Source organism: Rhizobium sp. O111 (assembly GCF_055616315.1).
On the sequence record NZ_JBSHXL010000001.1, the window covers coordinates 74,199 to 95,983 of the forward strand.

General features: G+C 61.8%; 22 protein-coding genes and 1 tRNA gene. 15 read left to right on the top strand and 8 right to left on the bottom strand.

Going from position 1 to position 21,785, the window contains the following annotated elements:
* Positions 1-101: 101 nt before the first annotated feature.
* Positions 102-989 (bottom strand): acetylglutamate kinase, encoded by an 888-nt coding sequence (gene argB / locus ACVTFQ_RS00385; protein WP_111561606.1) that lies wholly within the window; start codon positions 987-989, stop codon positions 102-104.
* A 163-nt stretch (positions 990-1,152) separates the two neighbouring features.
* Between argB and ACVTFQ_RS00390 the strand changes: the two genes are divergently transcribed.
* The 3 genes from ACVTFQ_RS00390 to ACVTFQ_RS00400 all read left to right on the top strand — a co-directional run bounded on the left by ACVTFQ_RS00390 (position 1,153) and on the right by ACVTFQ_RS00400 (position 3,081).
* The gene (locus ACVTFQ_RS00390) at positions 1,153-1,692 is read left to right on the top strand and encodes a sigma-70 family RNA polymerase sigma factor (protein WP_111561607.1); all 540 of its coding nucleotides are present in this window, start codon (positions 1,153-1,155) and stop codon (positions 1,690-1,692) included.
* On the top strand, positions 1,689-2,417 hold the full coding sequence (locus ACVTFQ_RS00395) for an anti-sigma factor (protein WP_111561608.1): 729 nt from the start codon (positions 1,689-1,691) through the stop codon (positions 2,415-2,417). The genes ACVTFQ_RS00390 and ACVTFQ_RS00395 overlap by 4 nt, the downstream gene beginning before the upstream one ends.
* A 106-nt stretch (positions 2,418-2,523) precedes the next feature.
* The gene (locus ACVTFQ_RS00400) at positions 2,524-3,081 is read left to right on the top strand and encodes a fasciclin domain-containing protein (protein ID WP_111561609.1); all 558 of its coding nucleotides are present in this window, start codon (positions 2,524-2,526) and stop codon (positions 3,079-3,081) included.
* Between the two features lie 58 nt (positions 3,082-3,139).
* On the opposite strand, the gene yihA is transcribed toward ACVTFQ_RS00400, so the two are convergent.
* The 4 genes from yihA to rpmH form a co-directional block, all read right to left on the bottom strand.
* The gene (yihA, locus tag ACVTFQ_RS00405) at positions 3,140-3,796 is read right to left on the bottom strand and encodes a ribosome biogenesis GTP-binding protein YihA/YsxC (protein WP_018898245.1); all 657 of its coding nucleotides are present in this window, start codon (positions 3,794-3,796) and stop codon (positions 3,140-3,142) included.
* 140 nt (positions 3,797-3,936) lie between these two features.
* On the bottom strand, positions 3,937-5,736 hold the full coding sequence (yidC, locus tag ACVTFQ_RS00410) for a membrane protein insertase YidC (protein ID WP_111561923.1): 1,800 nt from the start codon (positions 5,734-5,736) through the stop codon (positions 3,937-3,939).
* Positions 5,736-6,137 (bottom strand): ribonuclease P protein component, encoded by a 402-nt coding sequence (gene rnpA, locus ACVTFQ_RS00415; protein ID WP_470423659.1) that lies wholly within the window; start codon positions 6,135-6,137, stop codon positions 5,736-5,738. The genes yidC and rnpA overlap by 1 nt, the downstream gene beginning before the upstream one ends.
* A gap of 20 nt (positions 6,138-6,157) precedes the next feature.
* A complete protein-coding gene (rpmH, locus tag ACVTFQ_RS00420) occupies positions 6,158-6,292 on the bottom strand; it encodes a 50S ribosomal protein L34 (protein ID WP_065689331.1) in 135 nt (44 codons plus the stop codon).
* A gap of 449 nt (positions 6,293-6,741) precedes the next feature.
* Here rpmH and ACVTFQ_RS00425 point away from each other — a divergent pair, with 449 nt between their 5' ends.
* The 4 genes from ACVTFQ_RS00425 (at position 6,742) to ACVTFQ_RS00440 (ending at position 11,866) form a co-directional block, all read left to right on the top strand.
* Positions 6,742-8,739, top strand: a complete 1,998-nt coding sequence (locus ACVTFQ_RS00425) for a methyl-accepting chemotaxis protein (RefSeq protein ID WP_181459209.1) — start codon at positions 6,742-6,744, stop codon at positions 8,737-8,739.
* 154 nt (positions 8,740-8,893) lie between these two features.
* Positions 8,894-10,396 (top strand): ATP-binding protein, encoded by a 1,503-nt coding sequence (locus ACVTFQ_RS00430; RefSeq protein WP_047507136.1) that lies wholly within the window; start codon positions 8,894-8,896, stop codon positions 10,394-10,396.
* Between the two features lie 122 nt (positions 10,397-10,518).
* A tRNA-Arg gene (locus ACVTFQ_RS00435) sits at positions 10,519-10,595 on the top strand.
* Positions 10,596-10,921: 326 nt separating this feature from the next.
* Positions 10,922-11,866, top strand: a complete 945-nt coding sequence (locus ACVTFQ_RS00440; protein WP_111561611.1) for an STM4504/CBY_0614 family protein — start codon at positions 10,922-10,924, stop codon at positions 11,864-11,866.
* A gap of 112 nt (positions 11,867-11,978) precedes the next feature.
* Here the strand turns inward: ACVTFQ_RS00440 and ACVTFQ_RS00445 are convergent, their stop codons facing one another.
* Positions 11,979-12,188, bottom strand: coding sequence for a hypothetical protein (locus ACVTFQ_RS00445; RefSeq protein ID WP_112991071.1), 210 nt, complete (start codon positions 12,186-12,188; stop codon positions 11,979-11,981).
* Between the two features lie 137 nt (positions 12,189-12,325).
* Here ACVTFQ_RS00445 and ACVTFQ_RS00450 point away from each other — a divergent pair, with 137 nt between their 5' ends.
* From ACVTFQ_RS00450 to ACVTFQ_RS00465, 4 genes are all read left to right on the top strand, one after another.
* Complete coding sequence (locus ACVTFQ_RS00450) at positions 12,326-12,652, top strand: hypothetical protein (RefSeq protein ID WP_018898253.1); 327 nt, start codon at positions 12,326-12,328, stop codon at positions 12,650-12,652.
* 145 nt (positions 12,653-12,797) lie between these two features.
* A complete protein-coding gene (locus ACVTFQ_RS00455) occupies positions 12,798-13,181 on the top strand; it encodes a surface protein (RefSeq protein ID WP_111561612.1) in 384 nt (127 codons plus the stop codon).
* A 511-nt stretch (positions 13,182-13,692) separates the two neighbouring features.
* On the top strand, positions 13,693-14,940 hold the full coding sequence (locus tag ACVTFQ_RS00460) for an NAD(P)/FAD-dependent oxidoreductase (protein ID WP_111561613.1): 1,248 nt from the start codon (positions 13,693-13,695) through the stop codon (positions 14,938-14,940).
* A gap of 60 nt (positions 14,941-15,000) precedes the next feature.
* Positions 15,001-16,038, top strand: a complete 1,038-nt coding sequence (locus tag ACVTFQ_RS00465; RefSeq protein WP_111561614.1) for a 4-hydroxyproline epimerase — start codon at positions 15,001-15,003, stop codon at positions 16,036-16,038.
* Between the two features lie 15 nt (positions 16,039-16,053).
* Here the strand turns inward: ACVTFQ_RS00465 and ACVTFQ_RS00470 are convergent, their stop codons facing one another.
* Together ACVTFQ_RS00470 and ACVTFQ_RS00475 are read right to left on the bottom strand one after the other, a co-directional pair.
* On the bottom strand, positions 16,054-16,530 hold the full coding sequence (locus tag ACVTFQ_RS00470) for an RbsD/FucU family protein (RefSeq protein ID WP_018898258.1): 477 nt from the start codon (positions 16,528-16,530) through the stop codon (positions 16,054-16,056).
* On the bottom strand, positions 16,514-17,761 hold the full coding sequence (locus tag ACVTFQ_RS00475) for an ROK family transcriptional regulator (protein WP_111561615.1): 1,248 nt from the start codon (positions 17,759-17,761) through the stop codon (positions 16,514-16,516). The genes ACVTFQ_RS00470 and ACVTFQ_RS00475 overlap by 17 nt, the downstream gene beginning before the upstream one ends.
* A 233-nt stretch (positions 17,762-17,994) precedes the next feature.
* Between ACVTFQ_RS00475 and ACVTFQ_RS00480 the strand changes: the two genes are divergently transcribed.
* The 4 genes from ACVTFQ_RS00480 to ACVTFQ_RS00495 all read left to right on the top strand — a co-directional run bounded on the left by ACVTFQ_RS00480 (position 17,995) and on the right by ACVTFQ_RS00495 (position 21,769).
* Positions 17,995-19,020 (top strand): sugar ABC transporter substrate-binding protein, encoded by a 1,026-nt coding sequence (locus ACVTFQ_RS00480; protein WP_018898260.1) that lies wholly within the window; start codon positions 17,995-17,997, stop codon positions 19,018-19,020.
* A gap of 264 nt (positions 19,021-19,284) precedes the next feature.
* The gene (locus ACVTFQ_RS00485) at positions 19,285-20,364 is read left to right on the top strand and encodes an ABC transporter permease (RefSeq protein ID WP_018898261.1); all 1,080 of its coding nucleotides are present in this window, start codon (positions 19,285-19,287) and stop codon (positions 20,362-20,364) included.
* Positions 20,364-21,146, top strand: coding sequence for an ATP-binding cassette domain-containing protein (locus ACVTFQ_RS00490; RefSeq protein WP_111561616.1), 783 nt, complete (start codon positions 20,364-20,366; stop codon positions 21,144-21,146). The genes ACVTFQ_RS00485 and ACVTFQ_RS00490 overlap by 1 nt, the downstream gene beginning before the upstream one ends.
* Complete coding sequence (locus tag ACVTFQ_RS00495; protein WP_111561617.1) at positions 21,143-21,769, top strand: nucleoside triphosphate hydrolase; 627 nt, start codon at positions 21,143-21,145, stop codon at positions 21,767-21,769. Before ACVTFQ_RS00490 ends, ACVTFQ_RS00495 begins: the two co-directional genes overlap by 4 nt.
* Positions 21,770-21,785: the final 16 nt, after the last annotated feature.

A 21,785-nucleotide genomic window follows, 5' to 3' on the forward strand; every position in this document is an offset into this window, starting at 1 on the left:
GGTTTCGGTCTCGTGGAGAGGTTGCGCCCAGCAAGCCCCTCCCTTGTGTGGAGGGGTTGGGGAGGGGACTTCATTCCGTCCGAGAAGAAAAACGACCGCCCTTACGGAACGATCAGCGTACCCGCGCCACGCTCGGTGAAGATCTCGAGCAGCACGGAATGCGCGGTCTTGCCGTTGAGGATGACAACACCCTGCACGCCGGCCTTGATCGCGTCGATGCAGGTCTCGACCTTCGGGATCATGCCGCCGGAGATCGTGCCATCGGCGATCAGTTGGTGGGCCTGCGAGACCGAGAGTTCCTTGATCAGGTTGCCCTGCTTGTCGAGGACACCGGGGACGTCCGTGAGGAACAAGAGGCGCGTCGCGTTGAGCGCGCCGGCAATCGCGCCGGCGAACGTGTCGGCGTTGATGTTGTAGGTCGCGCCGTCGCGGCCCGGAGCGACCGGGGCGATGACGGGGATCATCTCGGAGCGGGCCAGAAGGTCGATCAGCGTGCGGTCGACTTCAACGACTTCGCCGACGAAGCCGAGGTCGAGAACGCGCTCGATGTTGCTGTCGGGATCCTTGATCTTCTTCTGCGCCTTTTCGGCGAAGACCATGTTGCCGTCCTTGCCGCAAAGGCCGATCGCCCATTCGCCCGTCTGGTTGATCAGGGCGACGATTTCCTTGTTGATCGAGCCGGCGAGAACCATTTCGACGATCTCGACCGTCTTGGCGTCGGTGACGCGCAGGCCGCCTTCGAATTTCGATTCGATGCCCATCTTCGTCAGCATGGCGCCGATCTGCGGTCCGCCGCCGTGCACGACGATCGGGTTGACGCCCGACTGCTTCAACAGCGCGATATCGCTGGCAAACGCCTTGCCGAGCTCGGGATTGCCCATGGCGTGGCCGCCGTATTTCACGACGATCGTCTTGTTTTCGTAACGCTGCATGAAGGGCAGCGCCTGTGCCAGCAGCCGTGCCTGGATTTCGCTTTCGGTCTCGGTCATCGGATACCCCGCAGAAAAATGGTTGCGGCCTTTTATCCCAAGTTTTTGACAGATGGAATAATCAATGGCCCGATAGTTCGCGCAATTTGCCCACACCCCGCCGTCTTGCCAAGCGTGACCGAACACCCATAGTTAGGGAAGGACATTGGGGAAGAGACACGGCATGACGAGCGAGGAAATCGCCGAACTGATCGGCCGGGTTGCAATGCGCGACCGAAAGGCTTTCGTGGCTCTGTATCATGAAACAAGCCCGAAACTTTTTGCCATCTGCCTGCGTATCTTGAAGGACAAGACGGAGGGGGAGGAAGTATTGCAAGAGGTCTATATCAAGGTCTGGCAACGCGCTTCCGCCTTCGCGATCTCCTCGGGAACGCCCTCGTCCTGGCTTGCGGCGATCGCGCGCAACCAGGCGATAGACACCCTGAGAAGCCGCAAGCCGGTAGCCGACGAATTGGACAGTGCCTATGATCTCGCAGACAGCCAACTTGATCCGGAAGCGACAACTGTGATCCGCGATGAAGGAAGGCGGATTGACACCTGCATGGAACAGTTGGAAGCTGATCGTGCGGTGGCGGTCAGACGGGCTTATGTCGAAGGGCTGAGCTATCAGGAACTGGCCGGTGAGTTCGGCGTGCCCCTGAACACGATGCGCACATGGCTGCGGCGCAGCCTATTGAAGCTGAGAGAGTGCCTGGAACGATGACGTCGTCCGATCAGAGCAAGGGAGGCCGCTCCCGCGATGAGGTACTCGCCGGTGAGTATGTTCTCGGTGTTCTCTCTTTCCAGGATCGGCGTGTCGTCGAAGACCGCATGCGGGTCGACCGGCAGTTCGCGGCGATCGTCAGCCGCTGGGAGGCGAACCTCTCCACCTTCAATGACGACTATGACGCCGTCACCCCCGGCCAGGAAACCTTCAAGCAGGTCGAGGCCCGCTTGTTCGGTACCCCGCAGCAGGCAGCCGTGCCGGCCAGGGGCGTCTGGAATTCCCTTTTCTTCTGGCGCTGTCTTGCCGCCGTCTCTCTCGTCATCACTTCGGCTGCCCTGTCGCTGACGGTCGCGACGGTATCGCCGCTGAAGCCGACCGTTCCGCCGCTGGTCGCGCAATTGTCGGGACCCGCGAGCCAGGTCAATCTGCTGGCCTCTTATGAGGCCCAGACCGGCCGGATGCGGATCATTCCGGTCGCCGCAGGCAAGCCGGAGGAGAAGTCGCTCGAGCTGTGGCTGTTGCCCGAAGGCGGTACGCCGAAATCGCTCGGCATCTTCGCGGCGGGAGAGGGCGGCGATGGCGAACTCGTGATCCCCGTGGACATGCGCTCTGCCATCGGCGAGGGCACGAGCTTCGCGGTCAGCCTCGAACCCTTCGGCGGCTCGCCGACGGGCGCGCCGACCGGCCCCGTCGTTGCAAGCGGTGCCGCGCATCGGCCGTAAGATCGGCTGAAACTTTTTCTGGCAACCTTCCGTAGATCCTCATGTCCCAGCGACGCTGATGCATTCAGCCGGCGACCCGCGAGCGGACGGATGAGGAGAACCAGTCATGATCAAGTCCGCACTGCGCACGACAGCCCTTGCAGTCGCCGTATCCGCAATTGCCTTTGCCGCGCAGGCCAAGAACCCGATGGTCGGTGGCGCTGCCATGTATCCGACCAAGAACATCGTCCAAAATGCCATGAAGTCGAAGGATCACACGACGCTGGTCGCTGCCGTCAAGGCGGCCGGCCTGGTCTCGACGCTCGAAGGCAAGGGCCCGTTCACGGTCTTTGCGCCGACCAACGAAGCCTTCGCGGCACTCCCCGCCGGCACCGTCGACACGCTGCTGAAGCCGGAGAACAAGGCCAAGCTCACCAAGATTCTGACCTGCCACGTGGTGGCTGCCGACGCCATGGCCAAGACCGTCGCCAAGATGATCAAGGACGATGGCGGTGAGCATGACATCAAGACGGTCGGCGGCTGCGTGCTGAAGGCCAAGGAAGACATGGGCAAGATCACGCTGACCGACGAAAGCGGTGGCGTTGCCCATGTCACGATCGCCGACGTCAAGCAGTCGAACGGCGTCATTCACGTCATCGACAAGGTCTTGCTGCCGAAGATGTAATCTTGAGTTCAGGCAGCAAACGGGGGCGCCCTGTCAACACCACTGGGGCGCCTCCACCTCACTTCCAGTGATCGGCGCCCACGGTGAGCGCGATCGCCTCACGCAGATCGTCCAGTCCCTCGCTCTTTTCGGACGAGGTAGCGATGATCCCGGGATAGGCGGCGGGGCGCTTCTTGATCTTTTCGGCCGTCTCGGCGAGCAGCTTCACAACGGCCGGCGGCTTGATCTTGTCGGTCTTGGTCAGCACCACCTGATAGGAGACGGCGGCCTTGTCGAGCAGGTCGAGAACCTCGTCGTCGTTCTTCTTGATGCCGTGGCGGCTGTCGATCAGCACATAGACCCGCTTCAGCGTCGCGCGGCCGCGCAGATAATCGAACACCAGTTTGGTCCAGGCATCGACATGCTCCTTCGGCGCCTTGGCGTAGCCGTAGCCCGGCATGTCGACCAGCGCCATCGGCGGCAGATCGCCGGCCTCGCCGGAATAACCCTCGGGCACGAAATAGTTCAGTTCCTGCGTACGCCCCGGCGTGTTCGAGGTGCGTGCCAAGCCATGCTGGCCGACGAGCGCATTGATCAGCGACGACTTTCCGACATTCGAGCGGCCGGCAAAAGCCACCTCGGCCGGCCCTTCCGGCGGCAGGAACTTCAGGGAGGGCACGCCGCGGATGAAGATCCAGGGGCGGCCGAAGAGCGGCTTGTCTTTATTGTCGGTCATTCGGCCTTTTCCAGCGCGTCCAATTCCAGTGAACCTATGGCATTCAGGTTTCGGGCGATTTTGTCAACCGGCAGCCCTGAATGTCGCGAGAAGCATCCCGGTGCCACAAAAGAAAAAGCCCCGGCGAACCGGGGCTTTTGCTATTTCTCCGTGGGCGCCGGCTTTCGCTTGAACAGCCCCTTCAGATTGTCGAAGAGCTCGATCTTCACGCCGTGGCGGCGCATGATGACGCCCTGCTGGATGACTGACAGCGTGTTGTTCCAGGCCCAGTAGATGACCAGACCGGCCGGGAAGCTTGCCAGCATGAAGGTGAAGACCAGCGGCATCCAGTTGAAGATCATCGCCTGCGTCGGATCCGGCGGTGTCGGGTTCATGCGCATCTGCAGGAACATGGTGACGCCCATGATCAGCGGCCAGACGCCGAGATGCAGGAAGGTCGGAGCGGCGAACGGCAGCAGGCCGAACAGGTTGATGAACGAGGTCGGATCGGGCGCCGAAAGGTCCTGGATCCAGCCGAAGAACGGCGCGTGGCGCATCTCGATGGTGATGTAGATCACCTTGTAGAGCGAGAAGAAGATCGGGATCTGCAGCGCGATCGGCCAGCAACCGGCGATCGGGTTGATCTTCTCTTCCTTGTAGAGCGCCATGGTCGCCTGCTGCAGGCCCATGCGGTCGTCGCCGAACTTCGCCTTCAGCTCTTCCATCTTCGGCTGAACGCGCTTCATGTTCGCCATCGAAGCGTACTGCTTGCTGGCGAGCGGGAAGAACAGCGCCTTGACGACGATCGTGGTCATCAGGATCGCGACGCCGAAATTGCCGAAGTAACGGAAGAAGAAGTCCATCAGTTTGAACATCGGCTTCGTCAGGAAGTAGAACCAGCCCCAGTCGATCAGGCGGTCGAAGCGCGGGATCTGGTAGGTAGCCTCGTAGCCGTCGATGACGGGAACTTCCTTGGCGCCGGCGAACACGAGGTTCTTCAGTTCGAGCGACTGGCCAGGTGCGACGGTGACGGCGTTCTGCTTGTAATCGGCCTGGAAGCGCGGCTGGCCATCCGTGAAGTGGCTGAAGCGGGCGTCGTAGGCGGTCGTCTGCGGCGGAATGATCGTCGCGGCCCAGTACTTGTCGGTGATCCCGAGCCAGCCGCCGGTCGCCGTTGCCGGCGTCACGGCTTCCTTCTCGACGGAAGCGTACTTGCTCTCGATCAGGCCGTCTTCGCCGATCACGCCGATGAAGCCTTCGTGCAGCACGTAGGTCGAGGCGACAGCAGGCTTGTTGTAGCGCGTCACGCGGCCGTAGGAGGAGAGTGCAGCTGGCGCCTGGCCGGCATTGGTGATCTTGTCGGTGATCGTGAACATGTAGCGTTCGTCGACCGAGATCGTGCGGGCGAAGGTGATGCCCTTGTCATTGGTGTAGGTCAGCGTAACCGGGGTCTTTTCGGTCAGCTTCGCGCCTTCGGGAGCCGTCCAGAGCGTCGAGGGGCCGGGGACGTTGCCGGTCGCGGCGTCGCCGATATAGCCGAGTTCGGCGAAGTAGCCGTCCTTGGTTTCCGACGGGCTGAACAGCGTGATGATCGGGCTCGAGTCATCCACGGTCTCGTGGTAGCCCTTGAGCTTCAAGTCGTCGAGGCGGCCGCCGGCAAGGTTGATCGAGCCGGACAGCGCTGCCGTGTCGATGATGACGCGCGGGTTCTTGGCAAGAGCGTCGGCGAGCGACGTGGTCGCCGGCGCCTGGCCGGTCGGAGCAGCGCCGTTCGTCTGCGCGCCACCGGCTGCGCCATTGGCGGCCGGTGTCTGCGTCTGCTGGGTCGTCTGCTGTGCCTTCTGGGCAAGCTCGGCCTTACGCTGCGCTTCGATGCGCGGATTCATGTAAAGGAATTGCCACCCGAGAACGATCAACACGGAGAGAGCGATCGCAATGAAGTAGTTGCGGTTGTTTTGCATCATACGTTCCTGGGGCGGCCGTCTCCGGACCGCTTGTGTTTCGGCTTCGTCTCGACGCGAGCCGTAAGCTCAGCGGCTAATTGATGGAAGGATGCTTGGAGCACGTCCCTTCGCGCGACAACCACATAGTCGTGTCCGGGCTTCATTGCAAACCCTGCATGCAGCCGTACCGCCTCTTTCAGGCGCCGACGCATGCGGTTTCTTTCAACCGCGTTGCCATGCTTCTTGGTGACGGTGAAGCCGACACGGGCTTCGGTATCGGGTTCCGTCCTGTCGAGTACCTCGAGAAGGAAGAATCCACCCCTGCGTTTTTCGCCATTGCGAACAGCAAGAAACTGCGGGCGGCTTTTCAGCCGCCCGGCAGTTATTTTGGGATCTTTGGTCGTCGGATCGCCCGTCATCTGATCGGGCACTTCCGGCCTTAGGCCGAAAGACGCTTGCGGCCGCGGCCGCGACGAGCAACGATGACCTTACGGCCGCCCTTGGTAGCCATACGTGCACGGAAACCGTGACGACGCTTGCGAACAAGCTTGGAAGGTTGGTAAGTACGCTTCATTTATTTTAATCACCGCGGAGTGCGGCCCTTCTTGAATTTGCATAATGCAAGGAGCGTTGTTTTTCGAACGGCGGGAGGCTCAAAAAGCCTTATATGACCGGACGTGCGGCGGCTTATACGGACGAAGGTCGCGAAAGTCAATTATCGCAGGGAGAATCCGCTCTGCTCGCCTTTTGGGTGTGAAAATTAGCAGATGCTGTTAATGATTGCGGCATCGGGCCCACATCGCGGGCGCTATCATTTTATTCCGTTTCCGCAGCTCAAACGTGCGCCTATCAAGCCTCTGTGCGTTTTTCGCGCAAAAAATCGCGCCGGCAACCATCGTTCATGGATGATTTTTTATAGTAGCCGGCGAAAATATCGGAAATTCAACATTAATTGTTTTAGCGCAATTTGATCTAACGGCCGGGCATCCAGTTTTCGGCCTCATGTCTTATTGGGGGGATCCTTTGAAAATCCGAGGCAAGATCAACATACTCGTATGCGCCATGTCCTGTGTCGCGCTGGTTATCGGCGCGACCGCTCTCTGGGCCGTGCAGCGCTACAACAATAATCTCTCCGCCTATGAGGATGCCGCCAGCCGCGCCTATTCCGGCGAGCGCCTGAACCGCTACGTGACCGCGACCGTGATGGAAGCGCGCGGCATCTATGGCGCTGCCTCGACAAAGGACGCCGCAAGCTTCGCCAAGGGTCTGCTCGCAGCACTCGACCAGATCGACGCCACCATCACATCCTGGACGCCGCTGGTTCCCGACAACCAGATGGATGCGTTCAACAAGCTCAAGGCCCGTTCGGCCGAATTCCGCACCTTCCGCGCCGAAACCGCGCGCCTCGGCACCGAGGTCAGCCCGCAGGCGGCCAACGAGCAGGGCAATAACGACGCCAACCGCGCCAACCGCAAGGCCTTCCAGGCCGAGATCGACGCGATTGTCGCCACCGACAAGGCGACGCTCGACGCCGTCAATATGGAAGTCGAAAGCTTCCGCACCTCGGTTCTCTGGCTGGTTCTCGGCATCACCGGCTTCGGCATCGCGGCCGGCATCGGCATGGGCCTTTATGTCGGCACCATCCATCTCTCGCGCCCGATCAAGAAAGTCACCGAGGCGATCAAGAACGTCGCCGACGGCAACTTCGACATCGATGTTCCTTTCCCCGGCCGCAACGACGAGATCGGCGAAATGGCCGCTGCCGTCGCGGTGTTCAAGGAGAATGGTCTGGCCGTTCGCCGCATGAACGCCCAGGAAGCCGCCATGCGCGCCAAGAGCGACGACCTGCAGTCGAGCATGTCCGTCGTCGTGGCCGCCGCTGCCGCCGGCGATTTCTCGCGCCGGATCGACAAGGACTACCAGGACGACAACCTCAACCAGTTCGCCAGCAACATCAACCAGCTGCTCTCGGGTGTCGATGGCGGCGTCGGCGAAACCCGCCGCGTTATCGCGAGCCTGTCTGAAGGCGATCTGACCCAGACCATGCGCGGCAATTTCCAGGGCGCCTTCGCCGAGCTGCAGAAGAACGTCAACAGCACCTTCGCCACGCTGCAATCGACCATGCGCGAAGTGCGCGAGACCGCCGAGGGCTTCCACGGCAACACCAACGAGCTGCGCGCCGCCAGTGACGACCTCTCCAAGCGCACCGAACAGCAGGCGGCGGCTCTCGAGGAGACCTCGGCTGCGCTGGACGAAATCACCGCCGTCGTCAACAACTCGACCGATCGCGCCCAGGAAGCCAGTGTGATGGTCTCCGAGGCCAAGGACGATGCTGGCAAATCGGGCGTTGTCGTCCGCAACGCCGTCGATGCCATGGGCCGCATCGAGCAGGCCTCGCGCGAAATCAGCCAGATCATCAACGTCATCGACGAGATCGCCTTCCAGACCAACCTGCTTGCGCTCAACGCCGGTGTCGAGGCCGCGCGTGCCGGCGAAGCGGGCAAGGGCTTTGCCGTCGTCGCCCAGGAAGTCCGCGAACTCGCGCAGCGCTCGGCAACGGCCGCCAAGGACATCAAGGGCCTGATCACCAAGTCCGGCGGCGAAGTCCAGATCGGCGTCAAGCTGGTGCAGGAAACCGGCGAGGCGCTCTCGCAGATCGAGCGCCGCGTCAACGCCATCAACGACCATATCCACTCGATCGCCACGGCCGCCAAGGAGCAGTCGACCGGCCTCAAGGAGGTCAATACCGCCGTCAACCAGATGGACCAGGTGACACAGCAGAACGCCGCCATGGTCGAGGAAACCTCGGCGGCGACCCACAAGCTGTCGTCGGAAGCAGACAGCCTCGTGCGCCTGATCTCGCGCTTCAAGGTGTCGAACGCGCAGCATGCGGCGCCCGTGGCCGTCGCGCGTTACGAGGAGCACCGCCCGGTTGCCTCGCCCGCCCGCCGCGCGATCGGCAGCGTTGCCCGCGCCTTCAACGGCAACGCCGCGGTCGACCAGAGCTGGGAAGAATTCTGATTTCTCGGTCGCAAACTGAACAAGAGCGCCGCCTTCGGGCGGCGTTCGCGTTTCGGCATTATGTCGCACCGCTCGCAAAGATTTGAAAGCGACGCGGTTTCGTCTAATATAGAGATTGAATCCGTGGCGCGTGGCGCCGGTTGGACGAGAAGCGATGCCCGCCCCTGATCAAGGCCAAACTGTTCCCGAAGCACTCACGACGGCGACCGACGCCGCGCGGCCCGCTGGCATGTTCGGCGGTATCTCCGGCAAGCTCCTGTGGCTGACCGTTGTCTGCATCATGCTCGCCGAAGTGCTGATCTTCTTTCCCTCGGTGGCGTCGATGCGCCTTCGCTGGCTGGATGAGCGGCTGAACGCCGCCGCCGCCGCCGCCATCGCCATCGATGGCCTGCAGCCGGTGGAACTGCCGCGCGACCTGCAGCGGCAGACATTGGAAGCGACGGGCACGAAGGCGATCGTGCTGCGCAAGGACGGCACCTCGCGATTGCTCGCCACCTGGGACATGCCGGCGTCCGTCGATGCACAATATGATCTGACCAGCGTGCCGGCCGTTACCGCCATGCGCGATGCGCTCGACACGCTCGTCTTCGGCGGCGACCGGATGATCCGCGTCTACGGTCCGGTGCAGGACACCAATATCGGTGTCGAGGTGCTGATGAAGGACAAGCATCTGCGCAATGCGATGCTGCTCTATTCCCGCAACGTCTTCCTGCTGTCGATCCTGATCTCGCTCTTTACCGCCACACTCGTCTTCTTCGCGATCAACCGCATTCTCATCCGGCCGATCCGTAGATTGACGGGCAGCATGCAGCAATTTTCCGCCGATCCTGAAAATCCGCAGCATGTCTTTGTCGGCGATGGCGGGCGCGACGAGCTGGCGATCGCCGGCCGCCACCTGACCGCCATGCAGCTGCAGCTCCAAAAGACGCTGAAGCAGCAGAGCAACCTCGCGGCCCTCGGCCTGGCCGTCTCCAAGATCAATCACGACATGCGCAACATCCTCGCCTCCGCGCAGCTGATGTCCGACCGCCTGGTCGATGTCGACGACCCCATGGTGAAGCGCTTCGCCCCGAAGCTGCTGCGCACCATCGACCGCGCCGTCGGCTACACCACCGAAGTTCTTTCTTACGGCCAGGCCAGCGAATCGGCGCCCCGCCGCCGCCTTGTCAGGGTGACGACGCTGGTCGAGGATGTCAGGGACATGCTGGCGATCGATCCGCAGAGCGATGTGGAGTTCGTCGAGCAGATCAATGCCGATCTCGAAGTGGATGCGGATAACGAACAGCTGTTCCGCGTCATCCACAATCTCTGCCGCAACGCCCTGCAGGCGCTGACGTCAAACAACGCGGGCGCAAGCCCACGGCGCATTACCGTGTCGGCCCACCGCATCGGCAGCGTCGTCAGCATCACCGTCGACGACACCGGCCCCGGCATGCCGCAGAAAGCCCGCCAGAACCTCTTCACCGCCTTCCGTGGCTCCGCTCGATCCGGCGGCACGGGGCTTGGTCTGGCCATCGCCCGCGAACTGGTGCTCGCCCATGGCGGCACCATCGCGCTTGTGGAAAAACCATCGATCGGCACCCAGTTCCGCATCGAAATCCCCGATCGCCCTGTGTCGCTGGACGATTACCGCGGCCGCAGCCTCTTGGAAAAGTGATGCAATCCCGCGATCCCGGCAGCTCGCGAAGAAAGACGTCACTTTTTTTACAAACCCTATTGCATTCATCCAGATGACCCTTTAGAGAACCGCTCACGCCAGCGGGACACACCGCTGCAGACGCACCCGTAGCTCAGCTGGATAGAGCACCAGACTACGAATCTGGGGGTCAGGAGTTCGAATCTCTTCGGGTGCGCCACTTCTCTTTTCAATCACTTTGTAGCCATTGATATTCCTTTCTGATTGGACGGGACTGGCTGTAGTTAATTTCTGCCTTAGCTAAAGACTATCGGCCTCTGAGGCTTTTACAGGCGAGCCTTGCTTCTCTGTGCGCTTTCCTTAATTGGTTCGAATCGCTCTCTGCAAGCTTCTAAGGTGGCAGAGAGGATAGGCAGCAGCGCATAGCTCCCACCGAAATTTCTTAAAATTTTTATTGAATTTGGTGAAAGGCATTGTCTGGCCTCTCGACTCTGTCGGTTGTGTATGGGGTAATTCCGCTACAACCGAGGTGATTCCGGGTCTCAAATGGCAGTTTTTGATATTTTTTCCAAACGACAGAAGCGGTTGAGAGGCGAGGTTCCTGACGTATATCAATACGATGAAATCTCAGGAAAACTCAGGACGCAGGTAATCCACATAATCAATGACGCAATCGGCACCGAAGCTGAATGCCAGAGAAGTTCCGAGGTGCACGAAGCGTACGATACGGTGGTTGGCATACTCCGGCGTGAATACGGAATCTTCAGTCTTGACGCGAGGAGCTTCACGAAGACCTACTCAATGCATGCTGAGTTTGTTGACTTCATCTCTCGGGCTCATGAGACAGAAGAGTGCCTAGATGCTATCGAGCTTGCTCTCAAGCTCATCGATACAATCGTCCGCGACAATTTTTATTATCGCAATGGCCGAGGTGGCGAAACGGTTGCGGATGACGCGATCGAGGAAATGAACCGACGTTTTAAGGAAGACGGCCTTGGCTATGAGTTTGTCGATGGTGAACTGATCAGAATCGATTCCCAACTGTTGCACGCTGAGGCCGTAAAGCCCGCGTTGCTTCTCTTGAACACCGAGGACTACAAGGGGCCGCATGAAGAGTTCCTGTCGGCTTATGAGCATTATCGCCTAGGAAACAACAAAGAGGCCCTGACTGACGGCCTTAAGGCGTTTGAATCCACGATGAAGGCGATTTGTGACAAGCGACGTTGGGCATATGATCCCACGAAAGACACGGCCAAGAAGCTGATTGATATCCTGTTTGATAACGGTCTCATTCCTCAATTTTGGCAGACACAATTTGCCTCGCTGAGGAGCCTTCTTGAAAGCAGTGTTCCCACTGGCAGGAATAAGCTGAGTGGTCATGGGCAGGGAGCTACGCCTCAGACTGTCCCCGATCACCTTACAGCCTACATGCTTCATATGACTGCTTCGACGCTGGTCTTTCTTACGACAGCAGAGAAGGAGTTCCCTTGATTTGGTAGGTCGGCCAACTGCGTGCGGAACTCAGGGAGCATCAAGCACTCAGCGCGTTCGCATCCGTTCGCGATCGCCACGCCGAGCGTACGAAAGCGCCTAACTAATCGTCCTACCGCCGCCGACCGACCGACGAAATCAAATACCCCACGGCAAACGTCATCGCGGCCACCGCGATCCCGGTGCTGATGACGCCGGCGGGCGTGATCCTGGCGCTGCCTTGCAGCGTGATGTGCTTTCCGACGCGTAGGTCGAAGACCGATTTCATTTCCTCCGGGTGGGAGGGGATGTCTTGTGCGTGTTCGTCCTGAAGAGCTGACACTTCCAAATCCTCCTTGTTGATGTTGGCGCCTGCGCGATGCGGGCGTGGCGCTAGCTTGGCACAATGTTGCCAGACGATTGTCTCGGCAAGATGCCTTTGGGGCAGGACATGCCGTGGCCGTGGGCCGGAGAGATTGAATGCTGAGCAATATGGTTCGTGGAATGGTGTTTCTGGCGTCGGTGGCGGCCTTGGCCGGTTGCGTCGATCATGCCAACGGCCCGATGCTGACGCCTGTCAACACGCTCGACCCGCCGCTCAATCCGCCCGGCATCGCCCACAACATCTGCGTCGCCGACGGCAACGTCATGTATAACGAGGCGCGCAAGCAGTACGAGGCGCGGGCGCAGATGTCGCGCTATGCGATCGACCCCGCCAACGAGGAAGCGCAGGCGAGGGCGGCCGCGCGCCGCCAATATGTGACCTGCATCTCCAGCCAGGGCTACCGCGCCGTCTACGACCAGTAGGAGCGGCCTGATATCACGCAGTCGTGCATGATCGGGATCACGCGCAATCGCCTGTGATCACGACTGTTGGAGCGCGCGTGCAAGCGCGGAACTTTGCAAGCTGAGACGGCATTTTCTTCATGTGAATCCTGAAGGAGGGTTTATCATGAAAATCTCCCGTTACATCCCGTCCGTCCTGTCGCTTGGCGTCATCGCCGCACTCTCGGCCGCGGCGCCTGTTCAGGCAGCACCCGTCGATCAGTCCGCGCAGCCGGCTCAAGTGATTCAGGTGGCTGAGACGCAGCCGGGCTATTGGCACGGCTATCATGGCTCGCGCACCGAGCGGCCCGGTACCCGCCGCCACGACGGCTACTGGTATCCCGATGCCGCCTTCGGCGTCGATCGCCAGACCACCGGCTCGATCGGCGAACGCCCGATGCAGCCACAGATGCAGCCCCCAATGCAGCAAATGCACAGGCAGGCCTATTGCCAGGGCACCTTCGGCGGCACCAATGGCGACGGCTCAATGCCATGCGGCAACGAGTGGTAAGTCGGTCTCGAAGGCGACGGCACAGGCCGCCGCCTTCGGCCCCATGTGGCTGGAATTGCTCATATCTTGGCAGTTTTGATGAAATGATGTGCATAAATCGACAGCCAATGACGATCTAAGCGGTCGTGTTATGCGTTCGACGCATTGCTGCGTTGCGGTATTCTCCCTATTCCTGATCGAAACGATGGGCTATCTATCCCCTCGAAGGCAGCGCACTCCTCCTCCCAGCGCTCCTTCATCGGACTGACAACACTCCTCCTCCCAGTTGTCAGTCAGGATCAAGAGCCCGGTGCACCTCCTCCCGCACCGGGCTCTTTTCCATTCTGGACCTCCTCATCTCCTTTGCATCCTTCACCCGCATTTTTCGTTGTGCGGCTGCATCGTCATGTCCAACGCAATGTGATGTCGCGGCGGTCGGCAGATCTCGAAAATTCAGATGGAAGTCGCACTTGTTCTGATATATCACAGTGCGGTCGGTGGTGTGGTCCGCCGCGCGAATGGGCGGTGAGGGATGAACGAGAAGAAACAGACGGTCGCGGTTGTCGGCGCAGGCGTCATCGGTGCGGCCATCGCGCTCGAATTGCAGCGTCGCGGCCTGCAGGTCACGCTGATCGACAAGGGCGAGCCCGGGCGCGGCACCTCTTATGGCAACATGGCCAGCATCGCGCTCGATTTCGCAGCCGGCTCCGGCCCCAATACCTGGCGCAAGATCCCCCGCTGGCTGCTCGATCCTAAAGGTCCCGTCTGGCTGCGTCCCGCCTATGCGTTGAAGATGGCGCCATGGTTCCTGCGCTTCATCGCCGCCGGCAGGCCCTCGCGGCTGCGTGACATCGAGGATGCGGGCATGAGCCTGTCGAACCCCGCGCTCGCCGATTTTCGCGCCATGCTGGATACGATCTCGGCACCCGAGCTGATGACCGACGAAGGCTGCCTGGCGATCTACGAGACCGAGGCGGAATTTGCTGGTGATCGTGGCCACATCGATTTCATGCGCCGCTATGGCTTCGATTTCGACGTGCTCGAAGGCGCTGCCATCCGCGATCTGGAGCCCTCGCTCTCGCCGTCGATCGCCAAGGCGGTGCTGCTGCCCGACAACAAGACCATCCGCGATCCCTACCGCCTGGTGGTCAAGCTGGCGGACGCCGCCCGCGAACGCGGCGCCACCTTTGTGTCCGGCGCGGTTCGCACGGTTGAAAAGAATGCCGACGGCACATCCGTCGTACTGCTTGAAAGCGGCGAGCGTATCGCGGCCGATTTCGTCGTGCTGGCGGCGGGCGTCCACACGCGCTTCCTGGCGGAAAAGCTCGGCGAGCCGATCCCGCTCGAGACCGAGCGTGGCTATCACACGCAGATCATGCAGCCCGGCGTCTCCATGCGCTATTCGGTGATCTGGCCGCACCGCGCCTTCATGATTACGCCGACGGCCGGCGGTATCCGCGTCGGCGGCAATGTCGAGCTGGCGGGGCTGGATGCCGCGCCCGATTTCCGCCGTGCCCGCGTGCTTGTTCGCCATGCCCAGCGCGCCGTGCCAGGCCTTGAGGTCAAGGACGCGACAGAGTGGATGGGTCACCGCCCGGCGCTGCCCGATACGATCCCGATCATCTCGCCCTCTTCGAAAATGCGCGGCGTATGGTACGCGACCGGTCACGGCCATCTCGGCCTCACCTATTCGGCCACCACGGCCCAGCTGATCGCGGACATGGTGACGGGGGGCAAATCCGCTGTCGACATGACACCATTCCGTATTAACCGCTATTGAGACATAACAGACAGCCGGCGGCGACGGGGTCGCCCTGCCGGCGGATGATGGGAGACGCCGATGAGATGGAAGCGCACGATCCAGCTTCTGGATGTCCACGCCGAAGGTGAGATCGGAAAGGTCGCGATCGGCGGCGTGCCGAAAATCCCCGGCGATACGGTCGCCCAACAGCTGCATTGGCTGAACACCGATCCCAAGGGCCAGGAGCTTCGCCGCTTCCTTTGCCTCGAGCCGCGCGGCGCGCCGATCGGCTCCGTCAATCTTCTGCTGCCGCCCAAGCATCCGGATGCCGATGCCGCCTTCATCATCCTGCAGCCCGATCAGGCGCATGCAAGCTCCGGCTCGAACTCGATCTGCGTCACCACGGCGCTGCTCGAATCCGGCATCGTCGAGATGCACGAGCCGGAAACGGTGGTCACGCTGGAAACGGCGGCCGGCCTCGTCAAGGCGACGGCCACCTGCCGCGATGGTCGCTGCGAAAAGGTCAAACTGACAATGGTGCCGTCCTTCGTGCACGAGCTCGACGTGTCCTTGGAGACCGAGCAGTGGGGCACGATCAAGCTCGACCTCTGCTATGGCGGCATCTTCTATGCGCTTGTCGATGTCGGCCAGATCGGCCTGACGATCGCCAAGTCCAATGCCGCAGCCCTCGTCAGCGCCGGCATGGTGATCAAGGAAAAGATCAACCGCGAGATCAAGGTCGTGCACCCGGAGATCCCGGCAATCTCGGGCGTCGCCTATGTGATGTTCCGCGATCTCGAAGCCGATGGCACGGTGCGCACCTGCACCACCATGTGGCCCGGCCGCGCTGATCGTTCGCCCTGCGGCACCGGCAATTCCGCCAACCTCGCGACGCTGCATGCGCGCGGCAAGGCAAAGGTCGGCGATGTCTTCAAGTCGCGCTCGATCATCGATTCCGAATTCGAGGTCGGGCTTCTGGCCGAGACCACCGTCGCCGGCCGCCCGGCTGTCATCCCGACGATCACGGGTCGCGGCTTCACCTTCGGCCTGTCGCAGGTGGCGCTCGATCCCTTCGATCCGCACCCCGGCGGCTTCGCGCTGACGGATGTCTGGGGACCGCTCGCCGGCGAAATCTGATCGCCGACTGATCCCTCAATAGGGAAACGGGTCGACCTGGGCTTTGCTCTTGTCGCCCGGCTTGCCCGGATGGATCACGCCCTTGCGCAGGATGATGTTGCCGTAAAGGCGCGGCTCGCTGGTCTGGATCAGCGCATGCGCCGCCTTCACCCTGTTGTAGAAATCCGGCCCCACCAGCGGCACCACCTGCCGATGCGGCTCGTAATGGGCGCAGCAGTCGATCATCTCCTCGTGCACGGGGTCGAGCTTGTCGCGCTCGCCTTTCACCGTGGCGCGGAAGATCGCCTCCGGCACGAACTCGTCGATCGGCAGTACGCTCAGGACGGCATCGAGCACGGGGATGATGCCGTGCCCGTCGAGCCGGATCAGCCGACGCGCATCTTCGAGGCCCGGATAATTGCCGTCGACGATGGCGATCTCGTCGCCATGGCCCATGGCGCGCAGCGTCGAGAGCAACTCGGGGCTCAGGATCGGGTTAAGTCCCTTCAGCATTCTCCACCTCCTTGAAGAGCACGTTCTGGTCCGTGAGATAGCGGGCGAAGATCGGCAGGCTCGCGCCGCCGATGGCGCGCGCGTGTGCGCCGACGGCCCCTTCGATGATATCGGGCATGACGACGCCCTGCAGGTCGAGCCTGTCCGCTTCGTAGATCGTCGCCTGCACGATCCGCTCACGTACCCAGGCCGGAAAGCCGCCATCAATGACGGCGGCGCTGAAATCGATGATCGAGGCGGCCGCGACGATGCCCTGTGCCAGCGCCTTGGCCGTATCCTGGATCCACAGTTCGAGCGGCTCGCCGAAGTCGATCCAGTCGTCGGCCGAATACCAGAGCGGTTCCGGATCGACGCCGCGCTCGCGCAGCATGTTTTCGAGCACGAAGATCGAGGCGACCTCAAGCAACTGCAGTGTCTCGCCATTCTTGCCGCGCACAGGTAGGGGACCGATCGCGCCGGCCGTGCCGGTGCGGCCGGAAAAGATCGCCGAGTTCAAGACGATGCCGCCGCCGATGAAGGAGCCGATGAAGAAATAGACGAAATCGGGGTGCTGCGGGCCGATGCCGAAAACGAGTTCCGCGCCACAGGCGCTGGTCGCGTCGTTCTGCAGATAGACAGGGTAGGGGAGGCTTGCCGCCACCTCGGCATGCAGGTCGTAGTCGCGCCAGACGTCCATCGCGCCTTTGGGCGAGCCCACTTCCTCTTCCCAGTTCCACAGCTCAAAAGGTGCCGCGATGCCCACGCCGGCGATCCGGCTGCGCTCGTCCTCGCTCAGCCGGCTTTCCAGCTCCTGGATACCCGACACGATGAAGTCGAGAAACAGGTCGGGCAGGGGATAGGCGTAGGTGACATGCAACTGCATGCGGATCTTGCCGACAAAATCCATCAGCACCAGATCGGCGCTGCGCCGCCCCATTTTCACGCCGAAGGAATAGACAGCGTCGGGATTGAGCCGCATCGGAACTGACGGCTGGCCCACGCGTCCACGGATCGGCTCGCCGCGCGAAAGCAGCCCTTCCTTTTCCAATACGCGCATGATCACCGACACGGTTTGCGCCGAAAGGCCCGTGCGGCGTGCGATATCCGCCTTCGACTGCGCACCATGCAGGCGCACCAGCGATAGCACCAATCTTTCATTGTAAGCGCGAACCCGAACCTGGTTCGCGCCGCCTGCCGGACTGACGCCAGGCAGCTGGGCCGGCAAGTGAACCGGACCTCTCATCGACGACATTGGCCATTCCTCCCTTGATCGGCCTATGCGTTATTTTCGCTGAGCATGCCACAAGGAATTAATAATTCAATTGGATTTATTTATTGACAAGCCAAATTCTTTCGCCCTTAATTAGCGTCGTAAACAGCACGAAACGGCTTGGAGGAAGCCATCGGCGGTATTCGAAGGCGGTGTTCGTGCTTTAAAATTCCGGCCAGCCATGGGGCGGTCCGGCTACACTCTGGGAGGAGTAAATGAAGAAATCAGTGCTTTCCGCAGCGCTCGCCGCGCTGGCCCTCGGCGTCGCCTTCTCGGCGCCCGCAAAGGCCGCGGACGTTTCCGCCTGCCTGATCACCAAGACCGACACCAACCCCTTCTTCGTCAAGATGAAGGAAGGCGCGACCGCAAAGGCCAAGGAGCTCGGCGTCAACCTGAAGTCCTATGCCGGCAAGATCGATGGTGACTCTGAAAGCCAGGTAGCCGCGATCGAAACCTGCATCGCCGATGGCGCCAAGGGTATCCTGATTGCCGCTTCCGACACCAAGGGCATCGTGCCGAACGTCAAGAAGGCCCGCGACGCCGGCCTGCTTGTCATCGCGCTCGACACCCCGCTGGAGCCGATCGACAGCGCCGACATGACCTTTGCCACCGACAACCTGCTCGCCGGCAAGCTGATCGGCCAGTGGGCCAAGGAAACGCTGGGCGACAAGGCCGCCGACGCCAAGGTTGCCTTCCTCGACCTGACCCCGTCGCAGCCGTCGGTCGACGTGCTCCGCGACCAGGGCTTCATGATGGGCTTCGGCATCGACCCGAAGGACCCGAACAAGATCGGCGACGAGGATGACAAGCGCATCGTCGGCCACGACATCACCAACGGCAACGAAGAAGGCGGCCGTACCGCGATGGAAAACCTTCTCCAGAAGGATCCGACCATCAACGTCGTCCACACCATCAACGAACCGGCTGCAGCCGGCGCCTATGAAGCGCTGAAGGCTGTCGGTCGCGAGAAGGACGTGCTGATCGTCTCCGTCGACGGCGGTTGCCCGGGTGTCAAGAACGTTGCTGATGGCGTCATCGGCGCAACCTCGCAGCAGTACCCGCTGCAGATGGCAGCGCTTGGCATCGAGGCGATCAAGAAGTTCGCCGACAGCGGCGAAAAGCCGAAGCCGACCGAAGGCAAGAACTTCTTCGACACCGGCGTGACGCTCGTCACCGACAAGCCGGTCTCCGGCGTCAAGTCGATCGACACCAAGGAAGGCCTTGGCAAGTGCTGGGGCTAAGCGATCGGGCCTAAGACCCCTCCCAACCCTCCCCACAAGGGGGAGGGCTAACCCGGCCCGTCCCACTGAGCCTCAATTGCGGCAGGTGGGCGCCGCAAGTCTTCTCCCCCCTTGTGGGGGGGATGGCCGGCAGGCCAGAGGGGGACTTTCCCGATGCATCGACTGTGACCCCAGGCGGCCCAAGGGCAGGCCTGGGGAAAGACCACCACTCACATGCAATCGTCCCGCGCACGCACGGCGGACAGGATTCCGGGAGGAACATCCATGAGTGAGCCAACCGCGGCATCGCCGCATCACGATTACGAAAAAGTCCTCAAGGACAGTTCGACCGACGTCGCCTCGTTCGACACGGACGACAAGAGTTTCCTTCAGAAGTTCCGGCATTTCCTGCATTCGAGCCCATCGGCGGTATCGCTGATCGTGCTCGTGCTGTCGCTGGTCATCTTCGGCGCCCTGTTGGGCACCAAGTTCTTCTCCGCCTTCTCGCTGACGCTCATCCTTCAGCAGGTGGCGATCACCGGCATCGTCGGCGCCGCGCAGACGCTGGTCATCATGACGGCGGGCATCGATCTCTCGGTCGGCGCCATCATGGTGCTGTCCTCGGTCGTCATGGGCCAGTTCGTCTTCCGCTACGGCCTTCCGGTCGAGCTAGCCATCCTCTGCGGCTTTGCCGTCGGCGCGCTCTGCGGCTTCATCAATGGCTGGCTCGTCGCCCGCATGAAGCTGCCGCCCTTCATCGTCACGCTCGGCATGTGGCAGATTGTTCTGGCGACGAACTTCCTCTATTCCGCCAACGAGACGATCCGCGCCCAGGAAATCGAAACCACGGCGCCGCTGCTGCAGCTCTTCGGTGATACCTTCCGCATCGGCGGCGCGGTCTTCACCTACGGCGTCATCGCCATGGTGCTGCTCGTGGCCTTCCTCTGGTACGTGCTCAACCACACGCCCTGGGGCCGCCATCTCTATGCCGTGGGTGACGATCCTGAGGCGGCCGAACTGTCGGGTGTCAACGTCAAGCGCATGCTGATCTCGGTCTATGTGCTCTCCGGCATCATCTGCGCGCTTGCCGGCTGGGCCCTCATCGGCCGCATCGGCTCGGTGTCGCCCACCGCCGGCCAGTTCGCCAACATCGAAAGCATCACCGCGGTGGTGATCGGCGGCATCTCGCTCTTCGGCGGCCGCGGCTCCGTTCTCGGCATGATGTTCGGCGCGCTGATCGTCGGCGTCTTCTCGCTCGGTCTGCGCCTGCTCGGCACGGACGTGCAATGGACCTACCTCTTGATCGGCGTGCTCATCATCGTCGCCGTCGCAATCGACCAGTGGATCAGAAAGGCAGCAGGCTGATGGCTACCGAACCCCTTCTCATGGCGCGTGGTCTCGTCAAGCGCTACGGCCGCGTCACCGCCCTCGACCATGCCGACTTCGATCTCTATCCGGGCGAAATCCTGGCCGTGATCGGCGATAACGGCGCCGGCAAGTCCTCGCTCATCAAGGCGATCTCCGGCGCCATCCGGCCCGATGAAGGCGAGATCCGCCTCGAGGGCCAGCCGATCAACTTCCATTCGCCGATGGAAGCCAGAAAGGCCGGCATCGAGACCGTCTACCAGAACCTTGCCCTGTCGCCGGCGCTCTCGATCGCCGACAACATGTTCCTCGGCCGCGAAATCCGCAAACCGGGCTTCATGGGCAAGGTCATGCGCAAGCTCGATCATTCGGCAATGGAAAAGATGGCGCGGCAGAAGCTCACCGAGCTTGGCCTGATGACCATCCAGAACATCAACCAGGCGGTCGAGACGCTTTCCGGCGGCCAGCGCCAGGGTGTGGCGGTTGCCCGCGCGGCGGCCTTCGGCTCCAAGGTGATCATCCTCGACGAGCCCACGGCGGCCTTGGGCGTCAAGGAGAGCCGGCGCGTACTCGAACTCATCCTCGACGTCCGCTCGCGCGGCATCCCGATCGTGCTCATCTCGCACAACATGCCGCATGTCTTCGAGGTGGCGGATCGCATCCATATTCACCGCCTCGGGCGTCGCTTGACGGTGATCAATCCGAAGGAATACACAATGTCGGATGCCGTCGCCTTCATGACCGGCGCCAAGTCTGTTCCTACGGAGCCTGTTGCCGCATGACGATGACGATCGAGGATATCGCCGGCGAGGTCCTTGCCCGCGCCGGCGACGCGAAGCGCTTTCTTATCGCCATCGCCGGCCCGCCCGGCGCCGGCAAATCTACCATGGCAGACCACATCGCCGACGCCTTGCGCGCCGGCGGCGAAACGGCCGCGGTCTTGCCGATGGATGGCTTCCACATGGACAATGCCATCCTGATCGAGCGCGGCCAGCTTGCCCGCAAGGGTATCCCCGAGACCTTCGACGTGCGCGGCTTCCTCGATATCATCCGCGCCGTTCGCTTGGCCGATCAGGAAGTGCTGGTGCCGGTGTTCGATCGCTCGCGTGAGCTCGCCATCGCCTCGGCACGGCCCATCGGCCCGGAGCATCGCTTCATCATCGTCGAGGGCAACTACCTGCTTTTCAGCCTCGGCAAATGGGCGGAGCTCGAAGGCGTGTTCGATTACTCGATCATGCTTGCCCCGCCGATCGAGGTGCTGGAGGAGCGGCTGTGGGCGCGCTGGCGCGGCTACAAGCTGAGCGAGGAGGAATCGGCGCGCAAGGTTTATGAGAACGATCTTCCGAACGGCCGCCTCATTCTCGGCAACCGCCGCCGCGCCGACGTCACCCTTGAGATCGCCTGATCTCGCATTTGCCTGG

Excerpts from the sequence above, each read along its gene's own strand:
- argB (WP_111561606.1), bottom strand. The coding sequence starts at position 989 with ATGACCGAGACCGAAAGCGAAATCCAGGCACGGCTGCTGGCACAGGCG.
- ACVTFQ_RS00390 (WP_111561607.1), top strand. The coding sequence starts at position 1,153 with ATGACGAGCGAGGAAATCGCCGAACTGATCGGCCGGGTTGCAATGCGC.
- ACVTFQ_RS00395 (WP_111561608.1), top strand. The coding sequence starts at position 1,689 with ATGACGTCGTCCGATCAGAGCAAGGGAGGCCGCTCCCGCGATGAGGTA.
- ACVTFQ_RS00400 (WP_111561609.1), top strand. The coding sequence starts at position 2,524 with ATGATCAAGTCCGCACTGCGCACGACAGCCCTTGCAGTCGCCGTATCC.
- yihA (WP_018898245.1), bottom strand. The coding sequence starts at position 3,796 with ATGACCGACAATAAAGACAAGCCGCTCTTCGGCCGCCCCTGGATCTTC.
- yidC (WP_111561923.1), bottom strand. The coding sequence starts at position 5,736 with ATGCAAAACAACCGCAACTACTTCATTGCGATCGCTCTCTCCGTGTTG.
- rnpA (WP_470423659.1), bottom strand. The coding sequence starts at position 6,137 with ATGACGGGCGATCCGACGACCAAAGATCCCAAAATAACTGCCGGGCGG.
- rpmH (WP_065689331.1), bottom strand. The coding sequence starts at position 6,292 with ATGAAGCGTACTTACCAACCTTCCAAGCTTGTTCGCAAGCGTCGTCAC.
- ACVTFQ_RS00430 (WP_047507136.1), top strand. The coding sequence starts at position 8,894 with ATGCCCGCCCCTGATCAAGGCCAAACTGTTCCCGAAGCACTCACGACG.
- ACVTFQ_RS00440 (WP_111561611.1), top strand. The coding sequence starts at position 10,922 with ATGGCAGTTTTTGATATTTTTTCCAAACGACAGAAGCGGTTGAGAGGC.
- ACVTFQ_RS00450 (WP_018898253.1), top strand. The coding sequence starts at position 12,326 with ATGCTGAGCAATATGGTTCGTGGAATGGTGTTTCTGGCGTCGGTGGCG.
- ACVTFQ_RS00455 (WP_111561612.1), top strand. The coding sequence starts at position 12,798 with ATGAAAATCTCCCGTTACATCCCGTCCGTCCTGTCGCTTGGCGTCATC.
- ACVTFQ_RS00460 (WP_111561613.1), top strand. The coding sequence starts at position 13,693 with ATGAACGAGAAGAAACAGACGGTCGCGGTTGTCGGCGCAGGCGTCATC.
- ACVTFQ_RS00465 (WP_111561614.1), top strand. The coding sequence starts at position 15,001 with ATGAGATGGAAGCGCACGATCCAGCTTCTGGATGTCCACGCCGAAGGT.
- ACVTFQ_RS00470 (WP_018898258.1), bottom strand. The coding sequence starts at position 16,530 with ATGCTGAAGGGACTTAACCCGATCCTGAGCCCCGAGTTGCTCTCGACG.
- ACVTFQ_RS00475 (WP_111561615.1), bottom strand. The coding sequence starts at position 17,761 with ATGTCGTCGATGAGAGGTCCGGTTCACTTGCCGGCCCAGCTGCCTGGC.
- ACVTFQ_RS00480 (WP_018898260.1), top strand. The coding sequence starts at position 17,995 with ATGAAGAAATCAGTGCTTTCCGCAGCGCTCGCCGCGCTGGCCCTCGGC.
- ACVTFQ_RS00485 (WP_018898261.1), top strand. The coding sequence starts at position 19,285 with ATGAGTGAGCCAACCGCGGCATCGCCGCATCACGATTACGAAAAAGTC.
- ACVTFQ_RS00490 (WP_111561616.1), top strand. The coding sequence starts at position 20,364 with ATGGCTACCGAACCCCTTCTCATGGCGCGTGGTCTCGTCAAGCGCTAC.
- ACVTFQ_RS00495 (WP_111561617.1), top strand. The coding sequence starts at position 21,143 with ATGACGATGACGATCGAGGATATCGCCGGCGAGGTCCTTGCCCGCGCC.